Below are 20,154 nucleotides of genomic sequence, written 5' to 3' on the forward strand. Positions count from 1 at the left end.
TGTTTAGGTTCGCAGTTCTGTGTCCCTCCCACACGAACTGCTGAGGCCCCGCACCATGCAACAACGCCCGTCCACCCCGTCCGGTCCGCGGAGCACGGCCGTGCGCCGCTCCCGGTCCGGGCGTGCCGCACTCGCGGCCGGTGCCCTGGTGGTCTCGGCCGCCACGTTTCTCGCGGCCACGGCCCTTCAGGCCACACCAGCGGCGGCCGCCGCGCCGTCCGCGCGGGCGGCCGGCGCCGGTGGCGACTTCGTCGCCCGGGTGAAGCCGGAGGGGAAGGCGCGGGTGGCCGCAGCGGTGCTCGACCTGAAGGGCGGCGGCAGGTCCCCCTCGGTGTACGGCGACAACGCCCGCTACGACACGGCGAGCATCGTCAAGGTGGACATCCTCGCCACGGCGCTGCTCCAGGCCCAGGACGCCGGACACGGTCTCGGCAAGAAGGAGCGCGAGCAGGCCGAGGTGATGATCCGGCGCAGCGACAACGACGCGGCGAACGCCCTGTGGCGGGAGATCGGCCAGGCGCCGGGCCTTGCGGCGGGCAACAAGCGCCTGGGGCTGAACAGGACCAAGGGCGGGGACGGCGCCACCTGGGGGCTCACCCGGACGACGGCCGCCGACCAGATACGGCTGCTGCGCGACGTGTTCGACACCCGCAAGGCGGCGCGCCCCGGCTCCACGGAGCTGAACAAGTCCTCACGGGCCTATATCCGCAACCTGATGGGACGGATCGCCGCCGACCAGTCGTGGGGCGTCTCGGCGGCCTCCGGCAAGGGCTACGCACTGAAGAACGGCTGGCTCCAGCGCAGCGCGAACGGCCTGTGGGACGTCAACAGCATCGGGCGGGTCACGACGGGCAAGGGCAAGGGCAAGCACCAGTACCTCGTCGCCGTCCTCTCGAACGGCAGCGCGTCGATGAAGGACGGCGTCGCACTGGTGGAACGCGCGGCGAAGGTGGCCGTCTCGGCTCAGCGAACCGGGAAGCCGAAGGAGTAACCCTGCTGCTTCAGCCACGGCAGGATCTCGCGCAGCGCGGCCACCGTCTGGGAGCGGTCGCCGCCCGCGTCGTGGAAGAGGAGGGTCGGGCCGAGGTGCAGCTCGCGGCGGACCGTGCCGACGATGGCGGTGGTGCCGGGGCGTTCGAAGTCCTTGGAGTCCACGTTCCAGCCCAGCGGGCGCATTCCGTGCGACGCGGCGAGCTCCCGGCTGTACGGGGTGAACGCACCGCCCGGCGCGCGGTAGTAGAGCGGCCGTACACCACCGGACGCATCGGTGATCATTTTCTCGGCGTCGAGGATCTGCTGGGACTGGTAGGCCTGGGACTTCTTGTCCATGGTCGTGTCATGGTCCACCGAGTGGTCGCACAGTCGGTGCCCCGCCGCCACGACCGCTCTGACCAGGTCCGGGTGAGCCTTGGCCTGCGGGCCCACCATGCAGAACGTGGCCTTGACACCGTTGTCCCGCAGAACCTGGAGAACCTTCGGGGTCCAGGTGGGGTCCGGGCCGTCGTCGATGGTGATGTTGACTCCCCGCGCACCCTTGTCCGAGGAGTGGGCTATGGAGGTGTCCACCGGCTTCACCTTGCTGCCCGTCGAGGAGGAACTCGCCGAGGCCTTGGCGCCCCCGGCCTTCCCGTCGACCGGCCCGGCCTCTGCCATCCAGACCGAGCTCGCGGCGGCCAGCGCCGTCACCCCGACCGCCGCCGCGATCATCTTGCCGTACCAGCCCCGTCCGTTGTGCTTGGCCATGTCTGCCCGCTCCTCGCCCTGCCGCTCCCGGTCCTGTGCATCTGTCAGGACGGCGGAGCGGGGCCGGAGGATCCCTCTGTTACAGATCGCGGACAATTCCTTTGGAGCTGCGGTCGTCAGGGGCGTGTGGAGGGCAACGGCAGTTCGTCCGTATAGCTGTTGACGGGCCGTTCGACCCGCTTGACGGTGAGGGCGTCGAGCGCCACCGCCGCCGACCCGGTGCCCAGGGTGCCGCTGGGATGCCATCTCCCCGTCACGCTCACCCAGGTGTTGGCGGACAGCGTGGGGCCGCCGTCGATCTCCACCTTCACGGACTGGGCGTCCGCCGCACAGCAGTTGAGGACGATCCGGGTCAGGTACCAGCTGCCGGGCCGGCCGGCGGGGGTGACGAAACCGGTCAGCAGAACGCTGCGGTCCCGGAGGGACCGCGTCCGGTCCCGCTGCACCCGGACGGTGAAGTCCATGAGCGTCATCGGGACGGGGGAGGTCGCGGGCAGGGGGTCGAAGTGGTTCTGCTCGGGGACGGCTCGGGGAGCCTGACGGGCGGCGGTGTAGGCGCCAAGGGCCGGTGGGGCGTAGAAGAGCAGGCTCAGCGCCGGCAGGAGCAGCAGCCAGGCCACCCGGGGCACGGCCGAGTGGTCGTGACCGTGTCCGTCATCGTCGTGCCCGTCCTTGCCGTGTCCGTCCTCGTGGTGCCGGTGCCCGTCGTCGTGGTGCGTGTGCCCGTCGTCCCGGCCGCTTCCGCGGGACGCCCATGCCTCCGCCACGCCCAGTACGAGGAGCACCGCGCCGGAGGCGATCAGCAGCGGCCGCATGCCCTCCTTGACGTAGCGCAGGCACAGGTCGGTGAAGAGGGAGACGCGCAGCAGGCCGAGGCCGCCGAGGACGAGAAGGATCGCCTGGAGTGGCCGTTTCACAGCAGGACGCCTCCGATCAGCGCGCTGAGGAGTATGGCCACGACCGTCGTCGCGGCGGAGAAGCGGATCGCGAAGGCCCGGCCGAAGGTGCCTGCCTGCAGGGCGATCAGCTTCAGGTCCACCATCGGGCCGACCACCATGAAGGCCAGACGTGCCACCGGTGAGAAGCCGGTGAGCGAGGAGGCGATGAACGCGTCGGCCTCGGAGCACACCGCGAGCAGGATGGCGAGCGCGGCGAGGAACAGCACCGACAGCACGGGGGAGCCGGAGAAGGTGTCGAGCACGGACGACGGGACGGCCACGTTGAAGGTGGCGGCGGCCATCGCGCCGATCACCAGGAACCCGCCCGCGTGCAGGAAGTCGTGCTGGAAGCCGCGCCGGAACGCACCCCAGCGGCTTTCTCCCGGGCGGTGCCCGGTGTGCCGTACGGCGGGCCTGAGCCACTCGGCGCGGCCCAGCCACAGCCACAGCCAGCCCATCACCGTGGCGGTGGCGAGCGAGGCCAGCAGCCGGGCGAACACCATCTCGGGTTGCCCGGGGAAGGCGATGGCCGTGGCGGTCAGCACGACGGGGTTGACGGCGGGCGCCGACAGCAGGAACGCGAACGCGGCGGCCGGGGCGACACCCCGGCCGATCAGGCTGTTCGCGACGGGTACCGATGCGCACTCGCAGCCCGGCAGGACCACCCCGGCGGCACCGGCGACGGGGACGGCGAGCACGGGGTGCCGTGGCAGCACCCGGCTGAACACCCGCTCCGGTACGAACGCGTTGATGGCACCGGACAGGGCCGTTCCGAGCAGCAGGAAGGGCAGTGCCTGCACCGTGACCGACAGACAGACCGTTTGCCAGGCCTGGAGGGCCGGTCCACTGACGGACCGGCCGACGAGGAAGAGCGCCGCACCCGGCAGCACGGCCGCGCCCACCAGCAGCAGCGGCCAGAAGCGGGGCGGATCGGCCGCCGCCGTGCCGTCGGCCTCGGCGCGGCCCGGGGCGGCTTCCGGTGCCTCCTCGGGGGGTCGCTCTGTCTTCTGCACGCCAGCTCCGTAGGTCCGATCGTCGGACCGAACCTAGTGGAGCCGGCGAACGTCCTTCACCCCGCCCCCCGGGCGGGGCCGCCCTGTCCTATCGGGCGGTGCCGAAGTCCTGGGTCCAGTAGTCGCCGGGCTGGGCGTGGCCGACGCCGATCTCCTTGAAGGAGCAGTTGAGGATGTTGGCCTTGTGGCCCGCGCTGGCCATCCAGGCCTTCATGACCTGCTCCGGGCTGCTGTAGCCGTAGGCCACGTTCTCGCCGTACGCGGACCAGGTGTAGCCGGCGCTGGTGATCCGGTCGCCGGGGGCGGAGCCGTCGGAACCGGTGTGCGACATGTTCTGGTGCTCTGCCATGTCCTTGCTGTGCGCCTGCGCGGCCTTGGAGAGGGTCGCGTTGAGGCTAAGGTCGGAGCAGCCGGCCTTGGCACGCTCGGCGTTGACGAGCTCGACGATGCGGGCGACGTCCGCGGACGCCGAGGCGGTGGCCGAGGGCGTCGCGGTGGGCGTCGCGGTGGGCGTCGCGGTGGGCGTCGCGGGGGCGCTGGGCGCCGCGGCCGGGGCTTCCGGGGCGCCGGCCGTCGCGGTGGCCGTGGGCCGGGCCGCCGGGATCCCCGCGGGACGCGGCGGGGCGGTGTGCTTCCGCTTCGGTGCGCCACTCTTCGTCTTCGCTGCCGCCTTCTTGGCGATCTTTGCTTTGGCAACCTTCAGAGTGTGCTTGGAGGCCTCGGCGGTCGGCGGGGCCTCACCCAGAGCCGCCGACAGCTCGCCGGCCTGGGCGCTGTTCCAGGGGCGGACCCGGTCGGTGGTGCTCCACCAGTCCTTCGCCGTGGGGGCTCCGGCGCTGCTGGACCGGCTCCCCTCGTCGCCGGGCCACTGGGCACAGGCCATGGCGACGGACGGCACGCCCACGGCGCCGACGGCCGCGGCAGCGACGACCATGCGCCGGTAGTGCGTGTTCTTGCGGTGCTGACCCATGCGTAATCTGCTCCTGAACTGCGGCTACGTCCTGCGGCTCGCCATTGTTGAGATGCCCCGACGTGCGACGCAAAGGGCCCTCCTACTACCGCGCCTCGTAGGCCGGGGCGAGCCTTGTCAGGTGGGAGGGGGCGTGCTGGACCGCCTTCCGGGATCCGGGCCCACCGCTGTCACCCCGTCAGAAACCCGGTGCGGGCCGAGAGACGGCGAGGGGGGTGGCCGATCGGAATGCCGTGAATCCGGACGCTGCGGGCCCCCGCGCCAAGACGGACAAATCCCATATGTCGCCGGAGTGCCATCTACTACCCGACACCCCTAGTTCACGAATGCTACGTGACGGATGTCACGGAACCATCCGTTCCGCTTCTCGTCGGGCCGTGCGGGTGCCGGTCAGAGCGGGGAGTGGGCGACGCTCGTGAGATACGCGCCGTACAGCAGGGACACGGAGGCCAGCGCGGACCCGATCAGCAGGGCCTGGGTCCGCCGGGCCGGCCAGGCACGGACGACGGCCCGGGCCCAGGGGATGAGCAGCGGGAAGGCCGGGATGAGGAAGCGCGGCTTGGAGGAGAAGGCGCCCGAGCCGCCGAGCACCAGCACGACGAGGGCACCCGCGAAGACCACCAGCGGCAGTGGCGCGCGCTCCGCGCACAGCAGACAGAACAGCAGGACACCGGCGGCGACCACGGCCAGCGCCAGTGGGTAGACGACCGGGCCGCCATGCAGGAAGAGCGCCTTCAGGAACAGCGCGGACCGGACCCCGAAGTCGAAGCGCGAGTCCCAGGCCTGCTGTACCCGGAAGTAGCCCCGCAGCGGATCGCCCGCCCGGGCTCCCGCCCACACCACATACGCCGTCCAGCCCGTCGGTGCGATCGCCGCGCAGGCCCACACACCGGGCCGGACACGGCCGCGACGGCTCACCACCTCCTGGGCGCACGCCGCGATCACCGCCAGCGCGACCGCCAGGCCCGTGGGGCGGGACAGTCCCGCGAGGGCGGCGAGCACCCCGGCCCACAGCCACCGCCGCCTGAGCACGCAGTACAGCGACCAGGCGGCCAGCGCGGTGAGGAGCGACTCGGTGTAGGCGAGACCGAGGACGACCGAGTGCGGCAGGGCGGCCCACAGACACACCAGCACGGTCGCCACCCCGCCGCCGTACAGGAGGCGGCCGATCGCGTGGATACCGCATGCCGCCGCCACCGCGGCGGCCCAGGAGACCAGCAGCGCGGCCGCGCCCGGTGTGAGCGGCAGGGCGGTGAGCACACCACGGGTGAGCCCGGGGTACAGCGGGAAGAACGCCAGGTCCGTCTGGACCGCGCCACCCGGAGCGACCCGGGTGAGGCTGCCGTAGCCGTGCGTGGCGATGTGCAGGTACCACTCCGAGTCCCAGGAGTGCGCCAGGCTCCGCAGCGGCGGGCGATGGGCCAGCCGGTTCACCACGGCCATCGCCACGACCCCGCCGAGGCGGACGGCGGCGAACAGCGCGAGGGCGCGCAGCAGACCCTGCCGTGCCCGGTACCAGGGACACGAGGGCAGCGGAACAGAGGACGCGCTCACCCTCCGACCTTGGGCGGGCCCGGACGGTGGCGCAATCGGGAAACGACCTTGTGGCGCAACCGGGGCAGGGTGACCTCGGCGGTCGCCGCTCTACGACGCCCCCTGCGGCGCCTCGGTCGCGGTGTAGTAGACCGACGAGCCCTGCTTGTTGCGCTGGGCCTCGTTCCTGGCGACGAGCCCCTCCAGGGTGGTGCGCACGACCGTGGTGCTGAGGCTGCGTCCGGGATGGGCCTCCCCGAGCGCGCCGGTCACCTCCGCCGTGGACCGCGGTTCGCTCTGCTCCGACAGATGGCGGCGGACGAGATCGACCAGGGTCGGCCGACCCGGGGCCTTTCCGTCCTTGTCGCCACCGGCGTCCTGGCCGGTCGTCGCCGGCTTCCCGGCGGCCTTGCGGGCGGCCGTACGGCGGCCGGGCGCGGCGGCGTTCTTCCGGGTCCGCTTCGGACGGCCGGCGTCGGGTTCCGCCGCGCTCTTGCGTCGTGGCGAAGGCACCACGGTGGTGTCCGGCACCACGGTGCTGTCCGGTACCGCGTCGGTCCCGGCCGGTACGGCCGTCGCGCCGAGGGCCTGTCGCATGGTGGACAGCACCGAGTGGTCGTGCTGAAGGACCGCCAACCGCTCCTGGAGCGCGGCGATTTCCGCGCCGACACGCTCCTGCTCCTTGGAGTTGTGGTCGAGGTCCGCGTTGACCTGGGCGATGTACTGGGACGCCAACTCGGTGACAGGGGCTGTGATCTCGGGGCTCTCCGAGCTCACTGAGTTATCGGGGTTCTCTGGCATGTTGCTCACCCTTCCTCGGTTCCCGGCTGTGTACCAGGTCACAGAGTGCGAAGCAAGCGCGCGCCTGACTCCCAGCAGCACCCGGTAACGTGGCCGGGCGGCGAACTCGGCGAGTTCCCAGACCGCGGGACGCCCCACCTCCGCGCAGAGGTGCAGCACCCGCCCCTCGCCCACCCACACCCCGACATGGGCGCCGTACGCGTCGGCGGTGGCGTTGAACAGCAGCAGGTCCAGCGGCCGCGCGGCCGTCACCCGGGCCGTGGCCCGCCGGTCGGCCCACAACTCGCTCGAACGCAGCGGCGGGAGCCGGAGGCCGAAGAGCCGGAGCACCTCGTAGGCGAAGAGCTGGCAGTTCGCACCCACGGCCAGCCCGGGCCGCCGCGCCACCGCGGGCGAACCGGGGAACCGGGCCCCGGCGTAGGGCACGTCCCAGAAGGAGGGCGGGAGTTGGCCGAGTACCTGGTTCACGCACCCATCTTGGCGGCCACCTGTCGGGCGAAGTTCCTCAGCCAGACGGCCCAAGCCACCCACGTGCCACGTGCCGCCGCCGCCGGACGGTGATTCCGTGGCCTCCCACCTGTCCGGACAACGGTCCGGAGGACCGGGGGCAGCCCAGCCCCCGGCTGGAGACACACACATGCACTACGCGGTCCACTTGCTGGCGGACGTGCCGGCGCAGACGCTCCCGGCCCGGTCTTTGATGGCGTTCACCCTCGCCACGCACATCATCCTGGTGCCGTTCGGAGTGGCGCTGCCGCTGATCACACTGATCATGCACGGCCACGCTCTGCGCCGCGGCGACGCCACGGCCCTGCTGCTGGCCCGCCGCTGGTCGGCGGTCATGGCGGTGCAGTTCGCCATCGGGGTCGTCACCGGAACCGTGCTGTCCTTCGAGTTCGGGCTGCTGTGGCCGGGCATGATGGGCCGTTGGGGAGACGTCTTCGGCATCGGCTTCGGCGTCGAGGCCTGGGCCTTCTTCCTGGAGGCGGTGCTCATCGCCATCTACCTCTACGGCTGGCGCCGCCTGCCCGCCCGCGCCCACTTCCTGCTCGGCCTGCCGCTGCCCGCCGCCGCACTGCTCGGCGCCTTCGGCATCCTCGCCGCCAACTCCTGGATGAACACCCCGCAGGGATTCACCCTGGACTCCGCCGGCAACCCGACGGACGTGCACATCTGGCAGGCCGTCTTCACCCCCATGTTCGGCCCGGAGTACTGGCACTTCGTGGTCGCGATGCTGATGACGGCCGGCTACGTCGTCGCCGGTGTCTACGCCACCGGATGGCTGCGGGGCCGACGCGACCGCTATCACCGGCTCGGCTTCACGGTCCCGTTCACGCTCGCCGCGGTCTGCACCCCCGTGCAGTTCGTGCTGGGCGACAGCATCGCCCGGCAGGTGTTCCAGAAGCAGCCGGTGAAGTTCGCGGCGATGGAGATCGTCTGGCGGACCGACACCCACATGCCGGAATACCTCTTCGGCCGGCTGCACGACGACGGCAAGGTCACCGGCGGCATCCGGATCCCCCAGCTCGACTCCATCCTCGCGGGGTTCCGCCCCGACACCCGGGTCACCGGCCTGACATCGGTGGCCGCCGACGAGCGGCCGACCGCCGCCCAGGCCACCATCACCCACTTCGCCTTCGACGTCATGGTGGGCATCGGTTCCCTGCTGCTCCTGCTCGCCCTCTGGTACGGCGCCCTGTGGGTGTGGCGTCGCCGGCTGCCCGCCTCCCCGTGGTTCTTCCGTGGGGCGGCGTGCGCGGGCGTGGCATCGGTGGCCGCCGTCGAGTGCGGATGGATCACCACCGAGGTGGGCCGCCAGCCCTGGATCGTCTACCAGCACATGCGGGTCGCCGAGGCGGTCACCACCACCCGCGCCCCGGCCCTGTGGACCATGTTCGGGCTGGTCGCCGCCGTGTACGTGTTCGTCTTCGGCTCGTTCCTCGTCGTCCTGCTGAAGATGCGCAGCCGCTGGCGGCTCGACGACGCATCCGCCGCCGGACGTGGCGAGCAGACACCGGAGACCGGGACGCCGTACGGCCCCCGGGCGGCCCTCACGCCGAGCGGCGCGCCCACCGGCCCGGGGGAGGACCGGTCGTGACCGCCGCCGGACTCGTCGCGATGATGATGGTCCTCGCGATCGCCGCGTACGCGTGCGCGGGCGGCACCGACTACGGCGCGGGCTTCTGGGACCTGATCGCGGGCGGCACGAGGCGCGGCAGCCGGCCGCGGTGGCTGATCGACCACGCCATGGCCCCGGTGTGGGAGGTCAACAACGTCTGGCTGATCTTCGTCCTGGTCATCATGTGGACCGGGTTCCCGGAGTTCTTCCGCACCGTGTTCGAGGCGATGTGGCTGCCGCTGGCCCTCGCCGCCGTCGGCATCGTGCTCCGTGGCGCCGGTTTCGCGCTGCGCAAGCCCGCCCGGCGGCTGGCCGGACGGCGCCTGTACGGCGCGGTGTTCGCCGTCTCCTCGCTGCTCACCCCGTTCTTCCTCGGTGCCGCCGTCGGCGGAATCGCCTCCGGCCGGGTCGCCCCGGGCACCTCGGCCTCGACGCGCGCCTGGGCGAACCCGACCTCGCTGCTGTTCGGGCTGCTCGCGATCGCCATGACCGCGTTCCTCGGTGCCGTGTTCCTGTCCGGCGACGCCCGCCGGTTCACCGCCCCCGACCTCGACCGTTACTTCCGCGGGCGGGCGCTCGCCGCGCTGGCCGTCGTCGCCGCGCTGACGATGGTCATGCTGTTCGAGACCCACGACGACGCGCCCCATGTGTGGCACGGACTCACCCACGGCGCCGGGCTCGGGCTGGTCGTCCTGGCGGTCGCGGCCGCGCTCACCACCGGCTGGCTGCTGCTGGGCACCGCCGACGGACGCTGGTCCCGCAGCACGGCCGTCGTCGCGGTGGGCGCGGGAGTGGTCGCCTGGGGGCTGGCCCAGCGGCCGTACCTCGTCCCCGTCTCCCTGACCGTCGGGGAGGGAGCGGGCGCCCCCAGCTCGCTGCGATGGCTGATGGTGGTCACGCTCGTGGCGGTGGTGCTGATCGTGCCCGCGGCCGCGTGCCTGTACTGGCTGGACACACAGGGCGAACTCGAATCCCTCACCGACGCCGACCTGCGCGACCACGGCTGACCCGCACGGTGCGTGCCGTACGCCGCGTGCCGTACGGCGGTGGCTCACCGGCCGTTCGGGCTGTCGTCGTCGCGCAACCGGCGCCAGATCCGGGTGCGGTGCAGCACGTACACGGCGATGAACACGACCGCCGCCTGCAACCCGACCGCGAGCAGCCAGAACACCACCTTGCTCTCCAACTCGTCCGTCATGTACGTGAAGTTCATGCCGAAGAAACCGGTCAGGAACGACAGCGGCAGAAAGATCACGGACACGATCGCCAGCCGGTTGATCACGCCGTTCTGCTCGCCGGAGACCAGGGAGGCGTAACTGGCGAAGGCGCGCCGGGCCGCGTCCTGGAGGGACTCGATGTCCGACAGGACCAGTCGGCCCGTCTGCTGGAACTGACGCGCGAGGCGCTGCCGTTCCTGCGGGAACTCCCGGCTCAACAGCCGCCTGCTGACGACCTCGTCCGTGGCCTGGAGATAGGGCAGCAGCGAGTGGTGCAGCAGGGCGGCCCGGCGGCGCAGCTGGGCCAGCCGGTAGACCTGCCCGGGATCCCGCTGCTCGAACATGTCGTCCTCCAGCTCCTCCACCAGCAGCAGGTCCGACACCGCGACCCGCCGGAAGGTGCCGAGGGCCTCCTGAAGCAGCAGGAACAGCATGGCCACGACATCACTGGGCCGTTCCACCGGCAGTCGTGACACGAAGCCGTTGAGCAGCCCCAGGGTGCCGTGGTGCACGGTGATGAGATGCCGTTCGGTCGCCAGTGCGTGGAAGTGCCGGACCCGTACCCCCTCGGCCACGGGCACGACGAAGGCCGCCCGGTCCCCGAGGAAGTCCGCACGGGCGGGTTCGCCCGCCCTGCCGAACCAGGTCAGATAGGCGTTCTCCAGACCGAGCTGGTCGGTCAGCAGCCGGGTGCTGGGCGGGTCGTCGTCGGGGAGGTCGGGGAGCTCGATGTCCACGTGCAGAAAGCCGGACGTGGCGAGTTGCTCCCGCGCCTCCGTCATGGTCGTGCGAGTGACGATCCCTTCCGGCATCGACATCACCGTTACGATCATCGCCCCTCACCGTCGTCACGGGTCCCGTCGCTCCCACCCTGAGCGTATTCCGCCGTCCGCGCACGCCGGTGCGTGCGGACGCACCGCCGGAACGACCCGGACGAGTGAGCGGGCTGCGGACCGCCGCCGGGTCAGTCGACCGGCCAGGTGTGGGCCGGCGCGTTGAGGTGCATGTAGTCCATGTAGAGCCCGGTCATCCGGCGCAGCGCCTCGTGGCGGCCGCGGTGGGTGGTGTCGTCGAGGCGGTGGAACATCTCCTTCTGCCAGACGGCCCCGTTGCGGGCGGTGACGCACCGCTGCTCGATGATGCCGAGCAGTGGTTCCCGCCACGCCTCGTCCATCCCGGTCTGCTCCAGCCCCCGGTGCGCCAGCGGCAGCAGCCGCCGCAGCACCAGTTCCGGCACCGGCACCTCGCCCATCCCGGGCCAGTACAGCATCGCCTCGATCCCGTGGCGTGCCGCCATGTGGAGGTTGTCCTCGGCGGCGGAGAAGGACATCCGCGACCACACCGGCCGGTCCTCCTCCACCAGGGCGCGGGTGAGCCCGTAGTAGAAGGCGCCGTTGGCGAGGGTGTCGGCGACGGTCGGGCCGGCGGGCAGTACCCGGTTCTCCACTCTGACGTGCGGTTTGTCGTGGGAGACGGCGTAGACCGGGCGGTTCCAGCGGTAGATGGTCCCGTTGTGCAGGGTCAGTTCGGCCAGCTCGGGAACGTCGCCGCGGTCCAGCGTCCGCGCCGGGTCCTGTTCGTCGCACAGGGGCAGCAGCGCCGGGAAGTAGCGCAGGTTCTCCTCGAACAGGTCGAAGACGCTGTTGATCCAGCGCTCCCCGAACCACACCCGGGGACGTACCCCCTGCACTTTGATCTCCTCCGGCCTGGTGTCCGTGGCCTGCTCGAACAGCGGGATCCGGGTCTCGTGCCACAGTTCCTTGCCGAACAGGAACGGTGAGTTGGCCGCCAGCGCGACCTGGACCCCGGCGATCGCCTGGGCTGCGTTCCAGTAGTCCGCGAACTCCTCCGGGGACACCTGGAGGTGGAACTGGGTGCTGGTGCAGGCGGCCTCCGGGGTGATCGTGTCCGAGTAGGTCCGCAGCCGGTCGACACCGTCCACCTCGATCAGCAGGTCCTCGCCCCTGGCCGCGAACACCTGGTCGTTGATCAGCCGGTAGCGGGGGTTCTCCGACAGGGACGCCTCCCCGACGTCGTTCTCCTGGAGCGTCGGCAGGATGCCGATCATGATCAGGTTCGTGCCGATCGACTGGGCACGCTCGTCGGCGTGGTTGAGCGCGTCACGGATCTCGGTCTCCCAGGCGTCGGGGCCGCCCGCGATCAGCTGTCGGGGCGGCACGTTGACCTCCAGGTTGAACCGGCCCAGCTCGGTCGACCAGGAGGGGTCGGCGATCGCCTCCAGTACGTCGGCGTTGCGCATCGCGGGCTCCGCCGCGTCGTCCACCAGGTTCAGCTCTATCTCCAGGCCCACCTGGGGGCGCTCGGAGTCGAACCGCGAGTCGCGCAGCATCTGCGCGAACGCGTCGAGGCACTCCTGCATCTTGCTCCGGTACCGGCGGCGGTCCTCACGGGTGAAGACCAGCGCCGGGACGTCCCGTCCCATCGGCCCTCCCGGTTTCCCCTCCTCGGACACCTCTTCACCCCAGCGTCGCACCACCCGGCGGCCCCGACCATACGAAGCCGGATTTGCCTTCGAGCGGACTCCAGCGGTCACACTGGCCGCAAGCGGATCGGTTCCCAGGACGACAGGACGGCGACAGCAGATGACGACGAGCCCGGCGGGGCACCCGCTTCCGTACGACGTGTACCGGCAGGCGATCGCGCGCGAGACGCTGCGGCTCGCCGAGGTCGTGAGAGGCGCGGACCCCGGGACGGCGGTACCCTCCTGCCCCGGCTGGACGCTGGCCGACCTCACCCGGCACGTGGGGATGCTCCAGCGCTGGTTCGCGGGACTGCTGACCGCACGGGTGCAGGAGCGGCCGACGAGCCGGGACGTGGACCCGGGACCCGAGGACGCCCGGGAGCGCACCGACTGGCTGGCGGCGGGCGTGCCCCTGGTCGGGGCGGTACTGGAGGACACCGATCCGCAGGCGCCCATGTGGGCCTGGGGCGAGGACCAGCACACGCGGTTCTGGGCCCGGCGGATGCTGTTCGAGACTCTCGTCCACCGGGTGGACGCGGAGCACGCCACCGGCCAGGAGACGGAGATCGACCCCGTGCTGGCCGCCGACGGCGTGGACGAGTTCCTGGTCAACCTGCCCCACGCGGGCGGCTTCGCCCCCGGCGTGACGAAGCTCGACGGCACCGGCGAGGTCATCGCCTTCCGCTGCGCGGAGCCCACCGGTGCCGATGGCGAGGTGTGGCGGGTACGGCTCGACCCGGAGGGCCTGCACCCCCTGCCGCCGACGGCCCCCGGCGACACCGGGGCGCCCGTACCGCAGGCCGCGGTACAGGCTCCGGCGGCCGCCCTGCTGCTGCTTCTCTACGGCCGCCGGACCTACCAGGACACCGCCTACGACGCGACGGGTGACCTCCCGCTGCTGGACCGGTGGTTCGCCCATACGGCGTTCTGAACGCTCCGCACCTCAGGCGTGGTCCCGGGGGCAGGGGAAGGTCAGGTCCCCGGTTCCCCAGTGGTCGGGGTTCTGCCGGTTGGGCAGGAGGCCACAGCTGAGCAGGGTGACGGGCGAACCGTCCGGCTGACGGATCTCACGGATGAACACCGCCTTGTCCGGGGGGTACTTGTTCTTGCCGTCCAGTTGCAGCACGCCGGAGGCACCGGGGTACTGGGACACCCCGTGGGCGGTGAGCCAGAGGTAGATGTCGTTGGGCCTGACGTCGGAGTCGGGGGACGCCGGGAACACGTTCTCGATCACCTGGGTGACGATCCCCACCGTGTCGTAGCCGCCGGCGGCGTCCGCGTCGGCCCCGAGGCTGCCGAAGACCGTCTTGAAGCTGCGGGCGAACTGGGCATAGGGGTCCCGGGGGTCCCGCGTCGGCGCGTTCGCCGTCTCGTAGAAGATCGTCATGTACGGATAGGCCTGCGCCGTCTTCCGGGGATCGGTCTGGAAGTCGATGGGGGCGCTCTCGGCGATCAGCGGGATCGTGCTGCCCTCCGGCGGCTGGCAGTGGCCGCCCGCGCTCCGCATCGCGTTCAGCAGGCTCGGCAGGACTCCCGACCGGCCCAGGTAGACGACCACCCCCCGCGAGGCCGCGACCTTGTTGCACACATCGGTCGCGATGGAGGCGGGAGTGGTGGCGCCGGGCCGCTCGCTGTAGGTCACCAGGTCGACGCCGCCGTACCGGCTGTAGGCGCCGACGAACAGGTTCTTCAGATCCGTGCTGAAGTACTGGTCGGTGGGGTCGTACACGACCACCGCGCGCGGTGTGCCGGAGGTGAACGCGCGGACCTCGGGGGAGTTGCGGACGAACTCCGCCAGGACCGAGGCGACCCGGTTGTTCGGCGCGGAGATCTGGAAGTAGCGCTGCGGGGAGTCGGGGCCGACCATCGCGCTGCCGGTGACTCCGTTGGCGACCACCGGAATGCCCGCCGCGTCGAGTTCGCGCGCCGCGCCGAGCGACTCGGGCCTGCTCTGGGTGAGCCCGATGACCGCGGAGATGTTGTCCTTGCCCTGCCGGTCGATGATCATCCGGCTGACGTCCGGGTCGTTCGGCGCGTACGCGCGGTGGGCGCCGTAGCGGAAGTACTGGCCGGGGTTGGCGATCAGCAGGCGGATCGGCATCTTGTTCTGCCGCCCCTCGCTGTTGAGCTTGCGCTGCTGCGCGATCGCCCCGCGCAGGATCTGCAACCCGATGGGCGGGTCGTCGTACACACCGTCCTGGAGGCTCAGCGGTGCCAGGAACACCAGGGTGCGGTACCGCCCGCCGGTGATCTGCGCGTTCTGCTCGGCGACCTCCTGTTCCAGCTTGCGCAGTTCCTCGCCGCGCGGTCCGGGAACCGCCAGGTCGCACTCGCGTCCGTCGGTGACGCCGACCCGTTCACCGGTCGTGACCTTCACGCACGAGGGCGCGGCCGGTGACGAGGAGGTTTTCCCTCCGAGGAGGGACGGGGCCAGGATGCCGACGACGGTCACGGCCGCCAGCACCGGCAGCGCGCTCGGGCGCAGCCAGTCCAGAAGCCTGTCCTTGCGGGCACTGACCCGATGGGTGGTCAGGCCCCGCTCCGCCGAGCGCTCGGCGTCGTCGTCCTCGGCCGGCAGGGCGACCAGGCGCACCGGTTCGTCGCTGCCCTGGCCCAGGAGGGCGTAGACCCGGTCGGCGATGCCGTTGGGCCGGGTGAGATCGGCGCCGACGGGCACCGCGTAGTCGGGCGGCGGCCCCTGGCAGGCGGCCAGGATGAGCAGCGCCTCGGAGGACACGTCGCGGGCGAGTTGCTCGAACGTGCCGAGAAACGTGCGGCCCGGCCCGTTCACGTCGTCGATCTCGGGAATCAGAACCACGAAGGCCCAACGGCGCCGGGCCCATCGGTGGCTCAGCGGAGTCCTGCGGCGGGTGGCCCGGCGCACATCGTCGAGGAGGGCGCGCAGCAGCAGACGGCGCACCCGCGGATCCTCCCGACCCAGGTCGCTCTCCCGGCAGAAGGCGAGGGCCGCGTCCAGGAAGCAGGAGGCGCCCAGCTCGTCGGAGACCCAGCGCAGCCCCCAGTGCCGTAGATAGAAGCCGTAGCAGGCCTTGGGCAGGCCGACGACCAGCGCCGACACGATCCACTGGAGCCAGCCGGTCATGGTGTGCTGGCCGAAGGAGCCCGCGAGTCTGTCGCCGAGGCCCAGGATCCTGCTCCGTTCCAGCAGCGCGGCATACAGGCCGTCGAGGAGCGGCCGCTGCCGGGCCCGCAGATTGCCCGTGCCGCGTGCCAGGTCGAGCACGGCCCGGCAGGTGTGGAAGGCCGGCAGCCGCAGGGTGCCCGACGGCATGGTGAGCTCGAACCGCTGCGCCACGTGGTCCGCCGCCGCGACGAACCCGCCGTCCAGCGTGCCGTCGTCGAGCACGGCGTGCGGCACCTGGAACAGGGAGTCGCCGCGGCCCCTGGTGAGCCGGTGTTCGTACTCGCGGACCAGGCGTGCCGGAGCGCGTACGTCGCCGCCGTCCTCCCTGGCCAGCACCAGAGCCGGCACGCGCGCCGCCCCCGACCTCCGGGCCACGAAGACGTCGATCTGCCGTATCAGGCGATCCGACCACCGGGGGTGGGCCAGAGATGTCCCAGGGCCGCGAATTGCGTCGCGCACTCGGTGCCTCCAAGGGGAGAGAGCCCCTCCAGGGGGAGAGAGAAGGAGGCCCAACATGCCATGGAGAACTGACGGGAAATCATGCTATTTCCTTCAATGCAGCCCGATGAACGCTTCTGATCGGTCCCCGACCGTACGAGGGCAGCCGGTGACGCAGGAAGTGTGAACGCGCGAGACCCCGGGTCGCGGCGGACCCGGGGTCTGGGCGGTCGGGCCGGAAGCGGCAGCCGGACCGGACTCAGAAGTGTGACTAGTAGCAGTAGTTGGCGAACGCCGGGTTGAGGAACGAGAACAGGCCGAGGCTGTTGCCGCACGCGTTGACCGGGACGGCGACGGGAAGCTGGACGACGTTTCCGGAGAGGAAGCCGGGGCTGCCGATGGCGGCACCGGTCACCACCGGGTCGGGGTCCGCGGCCTGGGCGGCGGTGGCTCCGGCGAGAGCGAGGGTGCCCGTGAGGACGGCGGTCAGGGCTGCGGCGCGGATGCGCATGGTCGGTCTCCCTTGTCGAAGTGAGGGTGTCTCCATCAGACGCGGACTTCCCGAGGGGGCGCATGTGGTGCTAGGCCGGACGGAACGCCATCGGACCGCGCGCTACCCGTGCGGGTGTGTGCGTGTCCGCGTGTCCCTTGCGACGGAAGCGCGGCACGCCATAAGTTACCTGTCAGTAGATTCGCTCCCCCTCAATCCCCGGCCCGCGCCGCGCGGAACCGGCCTACCCGCAACCGCCCGAGGAGCCGTCCATGCCCGCGCTCGACCGCCAGGACAACGTCTTCGTCCTCGACTTCGGAGACGGCGAGAACCGCTTCCACCCCGACTGGATCGACTCCGTCAACGCCGCGCTCGACGAGGTGGAGAAGGCGGACGGCCCGCGCGCCCTGGTGACCGCGGCGACGGGCAAGATCTACTCCAACGGCCTCGACCTGGAGTGGATGCTCGCCCACGCCGACCAGCACCAGGAGTACGTCGTTTCCGTGCACGCGCTCTTCGCCCGGTTCCTGTCCCTGCCGCTGGTCACCGTCGCCGCGCTCCAGGGACACACCTTCGCCGCCGGTGCGATGGTCTCCCTGTCCCACGACTTCCGGGTGATGCGCGCCGACCGCGGCTTCTGGTGCCTGCCCGAGGTCGACATCAACATTCCCTTCACGCCTGCCATGTCCGCCCTCATCCAGGCCCGGTTGACTCCGCAGACCGCGCACGAGGCCATGGCCACCGGCCGCCGCTACGGCGGCGTGGACGCCGCGGCCGCCGGAATCGTCGACCGTGCCGTGCCCGAGGACGTGGTCCGGGAGACCGCCGTCGAGATCGCCCAGGCGCACGCGGGCAGGGCGGGCGACACCCTCGGCACCATCAAGGCCCGCATGTACGCACCGGTGCTCGCCGCGCTCCGGGACACGGTCAACCCGCTCGGCTGAGGGGGTCCGAGGCCCTTGTTACCCACTTTCGGGTGACGGGGGCCGGTGCGGGCCCGGCAGCGGGGCGGAATCCGGCATCAGGAACATAGGTGGGCGTTACAGGCGACGGTCACGAGGATGTGCCCGATCTGTAACGGGCGTCGCGGCATCGCGGACGTCCCACCTGCGCGCCGGAAGGTGTGGGTGCGCGGTCGATCGACCGCCACCTCCACACCCTCGAAGGGGGACTCCGTGTCCGCTTCCGCATCCCTCGCCGCCCGCCGCCTGACCGCTGCCACCGCCCTGGCGGCAGCGGTGGTGAGTGCGGCCGCACTGCCGGCCGCGGCCGCCGACCGCCCCGTCCCGGGCCGGGGCGACCGCATCGTCATCAGCGACGTACGCCACGACGCGCAGCGCGGCGGCTTCCGCTCCAACCGCCTGCTGAACCAGGAATGGGTGGAGATCACCAACAACGACCGGCGCGGCCTCGACCTGGAGGGCTGGACGCTCTCGGACGCCGACGGCCACACCTACGCCTTCCGTCACTACCGGCTGGACGGACACTCCTCGGTCCGCGTGCACACCGGATTCGGCCGGGACGACATGCGTGACGTGTACCAGGACCGGCGTGACTACGTATGGGACAGGGGTGGGGACTCCGCAGTCCTGCGCAACAACCGGGGCCGCATCGTGGACGCCAGGTCCTGGGGCGACGAGCGGCGCCACGCGGGTGAGGGCCGTGACGACCACCGCCGCGACGACCACCGCGACGGCAGCCGCAGTGACCACCGCGACGACAACCGCGGTGAGCACCGTGGTGGCGGCCGAATTGACCACCGTGACGGCAACCGCGACGAGCGTCGCGACGGCCACCGCCGCGACGACCGCCGGGATGGAAGCCGCGACGACCACCGCGAAAACCGCCACGAGGGCAACCACGACAACCACCACGGCGGCAACCGGCACTGAGCGGTCACGACCAGCGCGCCGCCCCCGCTCCCGTCAGGGCGGCGGCGTGCCCGTGGTCCCACAGGCACACCAGACTGCGATCGCCGCCCTTGTCCGCGATGTTGGCGTTGACGTCGGAGAGGAAGGTGGTGAGGAACGGCTGGCGGCCGTGCCAGCGACGGGCGAACCACTCGGCCACCTCCTCCCGGCCCAGCAACTGGGCCATCGGCCCGGACGCGAGCACCAGCACATCGCCGGGACGGGTGACCACCCGCAGCCGGACGATGTCCGAGCCGTCCGGTGCGACGCCGGGAAGCCTGCGGGACGCCAGCGCCGGGTCGGGGGTCACCAGGGTCGTCCAGCGGGGCGCGTTCCCCGGCTCACCCTCGACGCGCAGCCTCAGCAGTGCCACGTCGCCGATCCCGAACACCAGATGCCGGCGCTCTCGCCGGTCTCCCAGCTCGGAGAGAAGCCCGTAGAGGGACGTCGTCACATGCGCGTCGTCGCGCGCCGTCACCACCCCGGCGGTGTTCGCCCGCGCCACCAGCCGCACCGAGTTGGCGACGCCCGCGAGCACGCTGCGCAGCGCAGGTCCGATCGACGGGTCGTCGTCCTCGGCGAACGGGCCGTTGGTGAACAGGTTGGCGCCGGAGGACAGTTGGGTGACCAGCGTGCGGCAGGCCGCGGTCGCGCCGGACTGGGAGAGCAGCGCGTCAGGGTCTCCGGCCGCCACCGCGCTCAGCAGCACGGGCGCGCCGAACCCGGCGGCCAGCCGCAACTGCACGGCGTCCCGCCGGTGTTCACGGTCCTCGCGGTGGCGTGCCCCGCGCACGGAGGCCGCCCGGACCACGAGCGGACCGAGGTCGGCCCCGTCGACGACGCTGTCGGCGGCCGAGTCACGGCCCAGGGGGAGTTCCCGGGGAACGGCGGGAGTCGATGCCCGAGCGGTCGGCGGCACGGCGTCCTCCACCTCCTCCAGGCGCTTCTTCAGCAGCCGCACTTCCGCCTCGGCGGCGGCACGCGCCGCCCGGATCGCCGTCAACTCCCGCTCAGCGGAAGCCTGCTGGGCCAGTGCCTGCTCGGCCCGGGCGTCCGACGCCTGCACCGCGGCGCGGGCCTGCTCCAGTTGACCACCGCTCTCGCTGACCGCGCTCATCAGTGCGGCCCGTTCGGCTCGCCACTCCTCCATGCTCCTGGCCCGGTCGGCCTGGTGAACCGCGTACTGCTGGGCACGCTCCGCCTCGGCCGAGCCGCGCAGGGAGTGGGCCTGAGCCCTCATCCGGCGCCGCAGCAGCGCGATGACCACCACACTCGCCGCCAGGAGGACCCCGAGCACCAGCGCTGTCATGCGGCTTCTCCGTCTCTTGTGTCTCTGTCTCTTGTGTCTCTGTGTT

16 protein-coding genes and 1 pseudogene are annotated in these 20,154 nt (G+C 71.7%); 6 read left to right on the forward strand and 11 right to left on the reverse strand.

Features of this window, described 5'->3' with window-relative positions:
• The first annotated feature begins 100 nt into the window (after positions 1–100).
• Positions 101–991 carry a serine hydrolase gene (locus ACIPK3_RS22975; protein ID WP_402572368.1) on the forward strand — a complete coding sequence of 297 codons (891 nt, stop codon included), beginning with the start codon at positions 101–103 and terminating at the stop codon, positions 989–991.
• Here the strand turns inward: ACIPK3_RS22975 and ACIPK3_RS22980 are convergent.
• The 6 genes and pseudogenes from ACIPK3_RS22980 to ACIPK3_RS23005 all read right to left on the reverse strand — a co-directional run.
• Positions 964–1,743 (reverse strand): polysaccharide deacetylase family protein, encoded by a 780-nt coding sequence (locus ACIPK3_RS22980; RefSeq protein ID WP_402572370.1) that lies wholly within the window; start codon positions 1,741–1,743, stop codon positions 964–966. The genes ACIPK3_RS22975 and ACIPK3_RS22980 overlap by 28 nt on opposite strands.
• A 116-nt stretch (positions 1,744–1,859) precedes the next feature.
• Positions 1,860–2,660: a TIGR03943 family putative permease subunit gene (locus ACIPK3_RS22985; RefSeq protein ID WP_402572372.1), complete on the reverse strand. Its 801-nt coding sequence runs from the start codon at positions 2,658–2,660 to the stop codon at positions 1,860–1,862.
• Positions 2,657–3,694, reverse strand: a complete 1,038-nt coding sequence (locus tag ACIPK3_RS22990) for a permease (protein WP_402572374.1) — start codon at positions 3,692–3,694, stop codon at positions 2,657–2,659. Before ACIPK3_RS22990 ends, ACIPK3_RS22985 begins: the two co-directional genes overlap by 4 nt.
• An 88-nt stretch (positions 3,695–3,782) precedes the next feature.
• Positions 3,783–4,664 (reverse strand): CAP domain-containing protein, encoded by an 882-nt coding sequence (locus ACIPK3_RS22995; RefSeq protein WP_402572376.1) that lies wholly within the window; start codon positions 4,662–4,664, stop codon positions 3,783–3,785.
• A 390-nt stretch (positions 4,665–5,054) separates the two neighbouring features.
• Positions 5,055–6,218 (reverse strand): hypothetical protein, encoded by a 1,164-nt coding sequence (locus ACIPK3_RS23000; protein ID WP_402572378.1) that lies wholly within the window; start codon positions 6,216–6,218, stop codon positions 5,055–5,057.
• Positions 6,219–7,052: 834 nt separating this feature from the next.
• A pseudogene (locus tag ACIPK3_RS23005) lies at positions 7,053–7,466 on the reverse strand (hydrolase); the annotation flags it as partial.
• Positions 7,467–7,635: 169 nt separating this feature from the next.
• Here ACIPK3_RS23005 and ACIPK3_RS23010 point away from each other — a divergent pair.
• Both ACIPK3_RS23010 and ACIPK3_RS23015 read left to right on the forward strand, forming a co-directional pair.
• Positions 7,636–9,096 carry a cytochrome ubiquinol oxidase subunit I gene (locus ACIPK3_RS23010; protein WP_402572380.1) on the forward strand — a complete coding sequence of 487 codons (1,461 nt, stop codon included), beginning with the start codon at positions 7,636–7,638 and terminating at the stop codon, positions 9,094–9,096.
• Positions 9,093–10,124: a cytochrome d ubiquinol oxidase subunit II gene (locus ACIPK3_RS23015; protein WP_402572382.1), complete on the forward strand. Its 1,032-nt coding sequence runs from the start codon at positions 9,093–9,095 to the stop codon at positions 10,122–10,124. The genes ACIPK3_RS23010 and ACIPK3_RS23015 overlap by 4 nt, the downstream gene beginning before the upstream one ends.
• Positions 10,125–10,168: 44 nt before the next feature.
• On the opposite strand, the gene ACIPK3_RS23020 is transcribed toward ACIPK3_RS23015, so the two are convergent.
• Together ACIPK3_RS23020 and ACIPK3_RS23025 are read right to left on the reverse strand one after the other, a co-directional pair.
• On the reverse strand, positions 10,169–11,152 hold the full coding sequence (locus tag ACIPK3_RS23020) for a CorA family divalent cation transporter (protein ID WP_402572383.1): 984 nt from the start codon (positions 11,150–11,152) through the stop codon (positions 10,169–10,171).
• A gap of 146 nt (positions 11,153–11,298) precedes the next feature.
• Positions 11,299–12,777, reverse strand: coding sequence for a glutamate-cysteine ligase family protein (locus ACIPK3_RS23025; protein ID WP_402572384.1), 1,479 nt, complete (start codon positions 12,775–12,777; stop codon positions 11,299–11,301).
• A gap of 160 nt (positions 12,778–12,937) precedes the next feature.
• Between ACIPK3_RS23025 and ACIPK3_RS23030 the strand changes: the two genes are divergently transcribed.
• Positions 12,938–13,747: a maleylpyruvate isomerase family mycothiol-dependent enzyme gene (locus tag ACIPK3_RS23030; RefSeq protein ID WP_402572386.1), complete on the forward strand. Its 810-nt coding sequence runs from the start codon at positions 12,938–12,940 to the stop codon at positions 13,745–13,747.
• A 12-nt stretch (positions 13,748–13,759) separates the two neighbouring features.
• Here the strand turns inward: ACIPK3_RS23030 and ACIPK3_RS23035 are convergent, their stop codons facing one another.
• Together ACIPK3_RS23035 and ACIPK3_RS23040 are read right to left on the reverse strand one after the other, a co-directional pair.
• A complete protein-coding gene (locus ACIPK3_RS23035) occupies positions 13,760–16,309 on the reverse strand; it encodes a hypothetical protein (protein ID WP_402572388.1) in 2,550 nt (849 codons plus the stop codon).
• Positions 16,310–16,670: 361 nt separating this feature from the next.
• Positions 16,671–16,910 (reverse strand): chaplin, encoded by a 240-nt coding sequence (locus tag ACIPK3_RS23040; protein WP_402572390.1) that lies wholly within the window; start codon positions 16,908–16,910, stop codon positions 16,671–16,673.
• 251 nt (positions 16,911–17,161) lie between these two features.
• Between ACIPK3_RS23040 and ACIPK3_RS23045 the strand changes: the two genes are divergently transcribed.
• Together ACIPK3_RS23045 and ACIPK3_RS23050 are read left to right on the forward strand one after the other, a co-directional pair.
• A complete protein-coding gene (locus tag ACIPK3_RS23045) occupies positions 17,162–17,833 on the forward strand; it encodes an enoyl-CoA hydratase-related protein (RefSeq protein ID WP_402572391.1) in 672 nt (223 codons plus the stop codon).
• Positions 17,834–18,064: 231 nt separating this feature from the next.
• Positions 18,065–18,781: a lamin tail domain-containing protein gene (locus ACIPK3_RS23050; protein ID WP_402572393.1), complete on the forward strand. Its 717-nt coding sequence runs from the start codon at positions 18,065–18,067 to the stop codon at positions 18,779–18,781.
• 4 nt (positions 18,782–18,785) lie between these two features.
• On the opposite strand, the gene ACIPK3_RS23055 is transcribed toward ACIPK3_RS23050, so the two are convergent.
• Entirely contained in the window at positions 18,786–20,108 is a 1,323-nt protein-coding gene (locus ACIPK3_RS23055; protein ID WP_402572395.1) for a protein phosphatase 2C domain-containing protein, read from the reverse strand.
• Positions 20,109–20,154 lie beyond the last annotated feature (46 nt).

The sequence above is a fragment of the Streptomyces sp. NPDC086787 genome (assembly GCF_044745865.1).
In the GTDB taxonomy this organism is placed as follows: Bacteria; Actinomycetota; Actinomycetes; order Streptomycetales; family Streptomycetaceae; genus Streptomyces.

Coding starts and splice junctions, on each gene's coding strand:
- ACIPK3_RS23020 (WP_402572383.1), bottom strand. CDS start 11,152: ATGTCGATGCCGGAAGGGATCGTCACTCGCACGACCATGACGGAGGCG.
- ACIPK3_RS22995 (WP_402572376.1), bottom strand. CDS start 4,664: ATGGGTCAGCACCGCAAGAACACGCACTACCGGCGCATGGTCGTCGCT.
- ACIPK3_RS22980 (WP_402572370.1), bottom strand. CDS start 1,743: ATGGCCAAGCACAACGGACGGGGCTGGTACGGCAAGATGATCGCGGCG.
- ACIPK3_RS23040 (WP_402572390.1), bottom strand. CDS start 16,910: ATGCGCATCCGCGCCGCAGCCCTGACCGCCGTCCTCACGGGCACCCTC.
- ACIPK3_RS23045 (WP_402572391.1), top strand. CDS start 17,162: ATGCCCGCGCTCGACCGCCAGGACAACGTCTTCGTCCTCGACTTCGGA.
- ACIPK3_RS23010 (WP_402572380.1), top strand. CDS start 7,636: ATGCACTACGCGGTCCACTTGCTGGCGGACGTGCCGGCGCAGACGCTC.
- ACIPK3_RS23030 (WP_402572386.1), top strand. CDS start 12,938: ATGACGACGAGCCCGGCGGGGCACCCGCTTCCGTACGACGTGTACCGG.
- ACIPK3_RS23055 (WP_402572395.1), bottom strand. CDS start 20,108: ATGACAGCGCTGGTGCTCGGGGTCCTCCTGGCGGCGAGTGTGGTGGTC.
- ACIPK3_RS23025 (WP_402572384.1), bottom strand. CDS start 12,777: ATGGGACGGGACGTCCCGGCGCTGGTCTTCACCCGTGAGGACCGCCGC.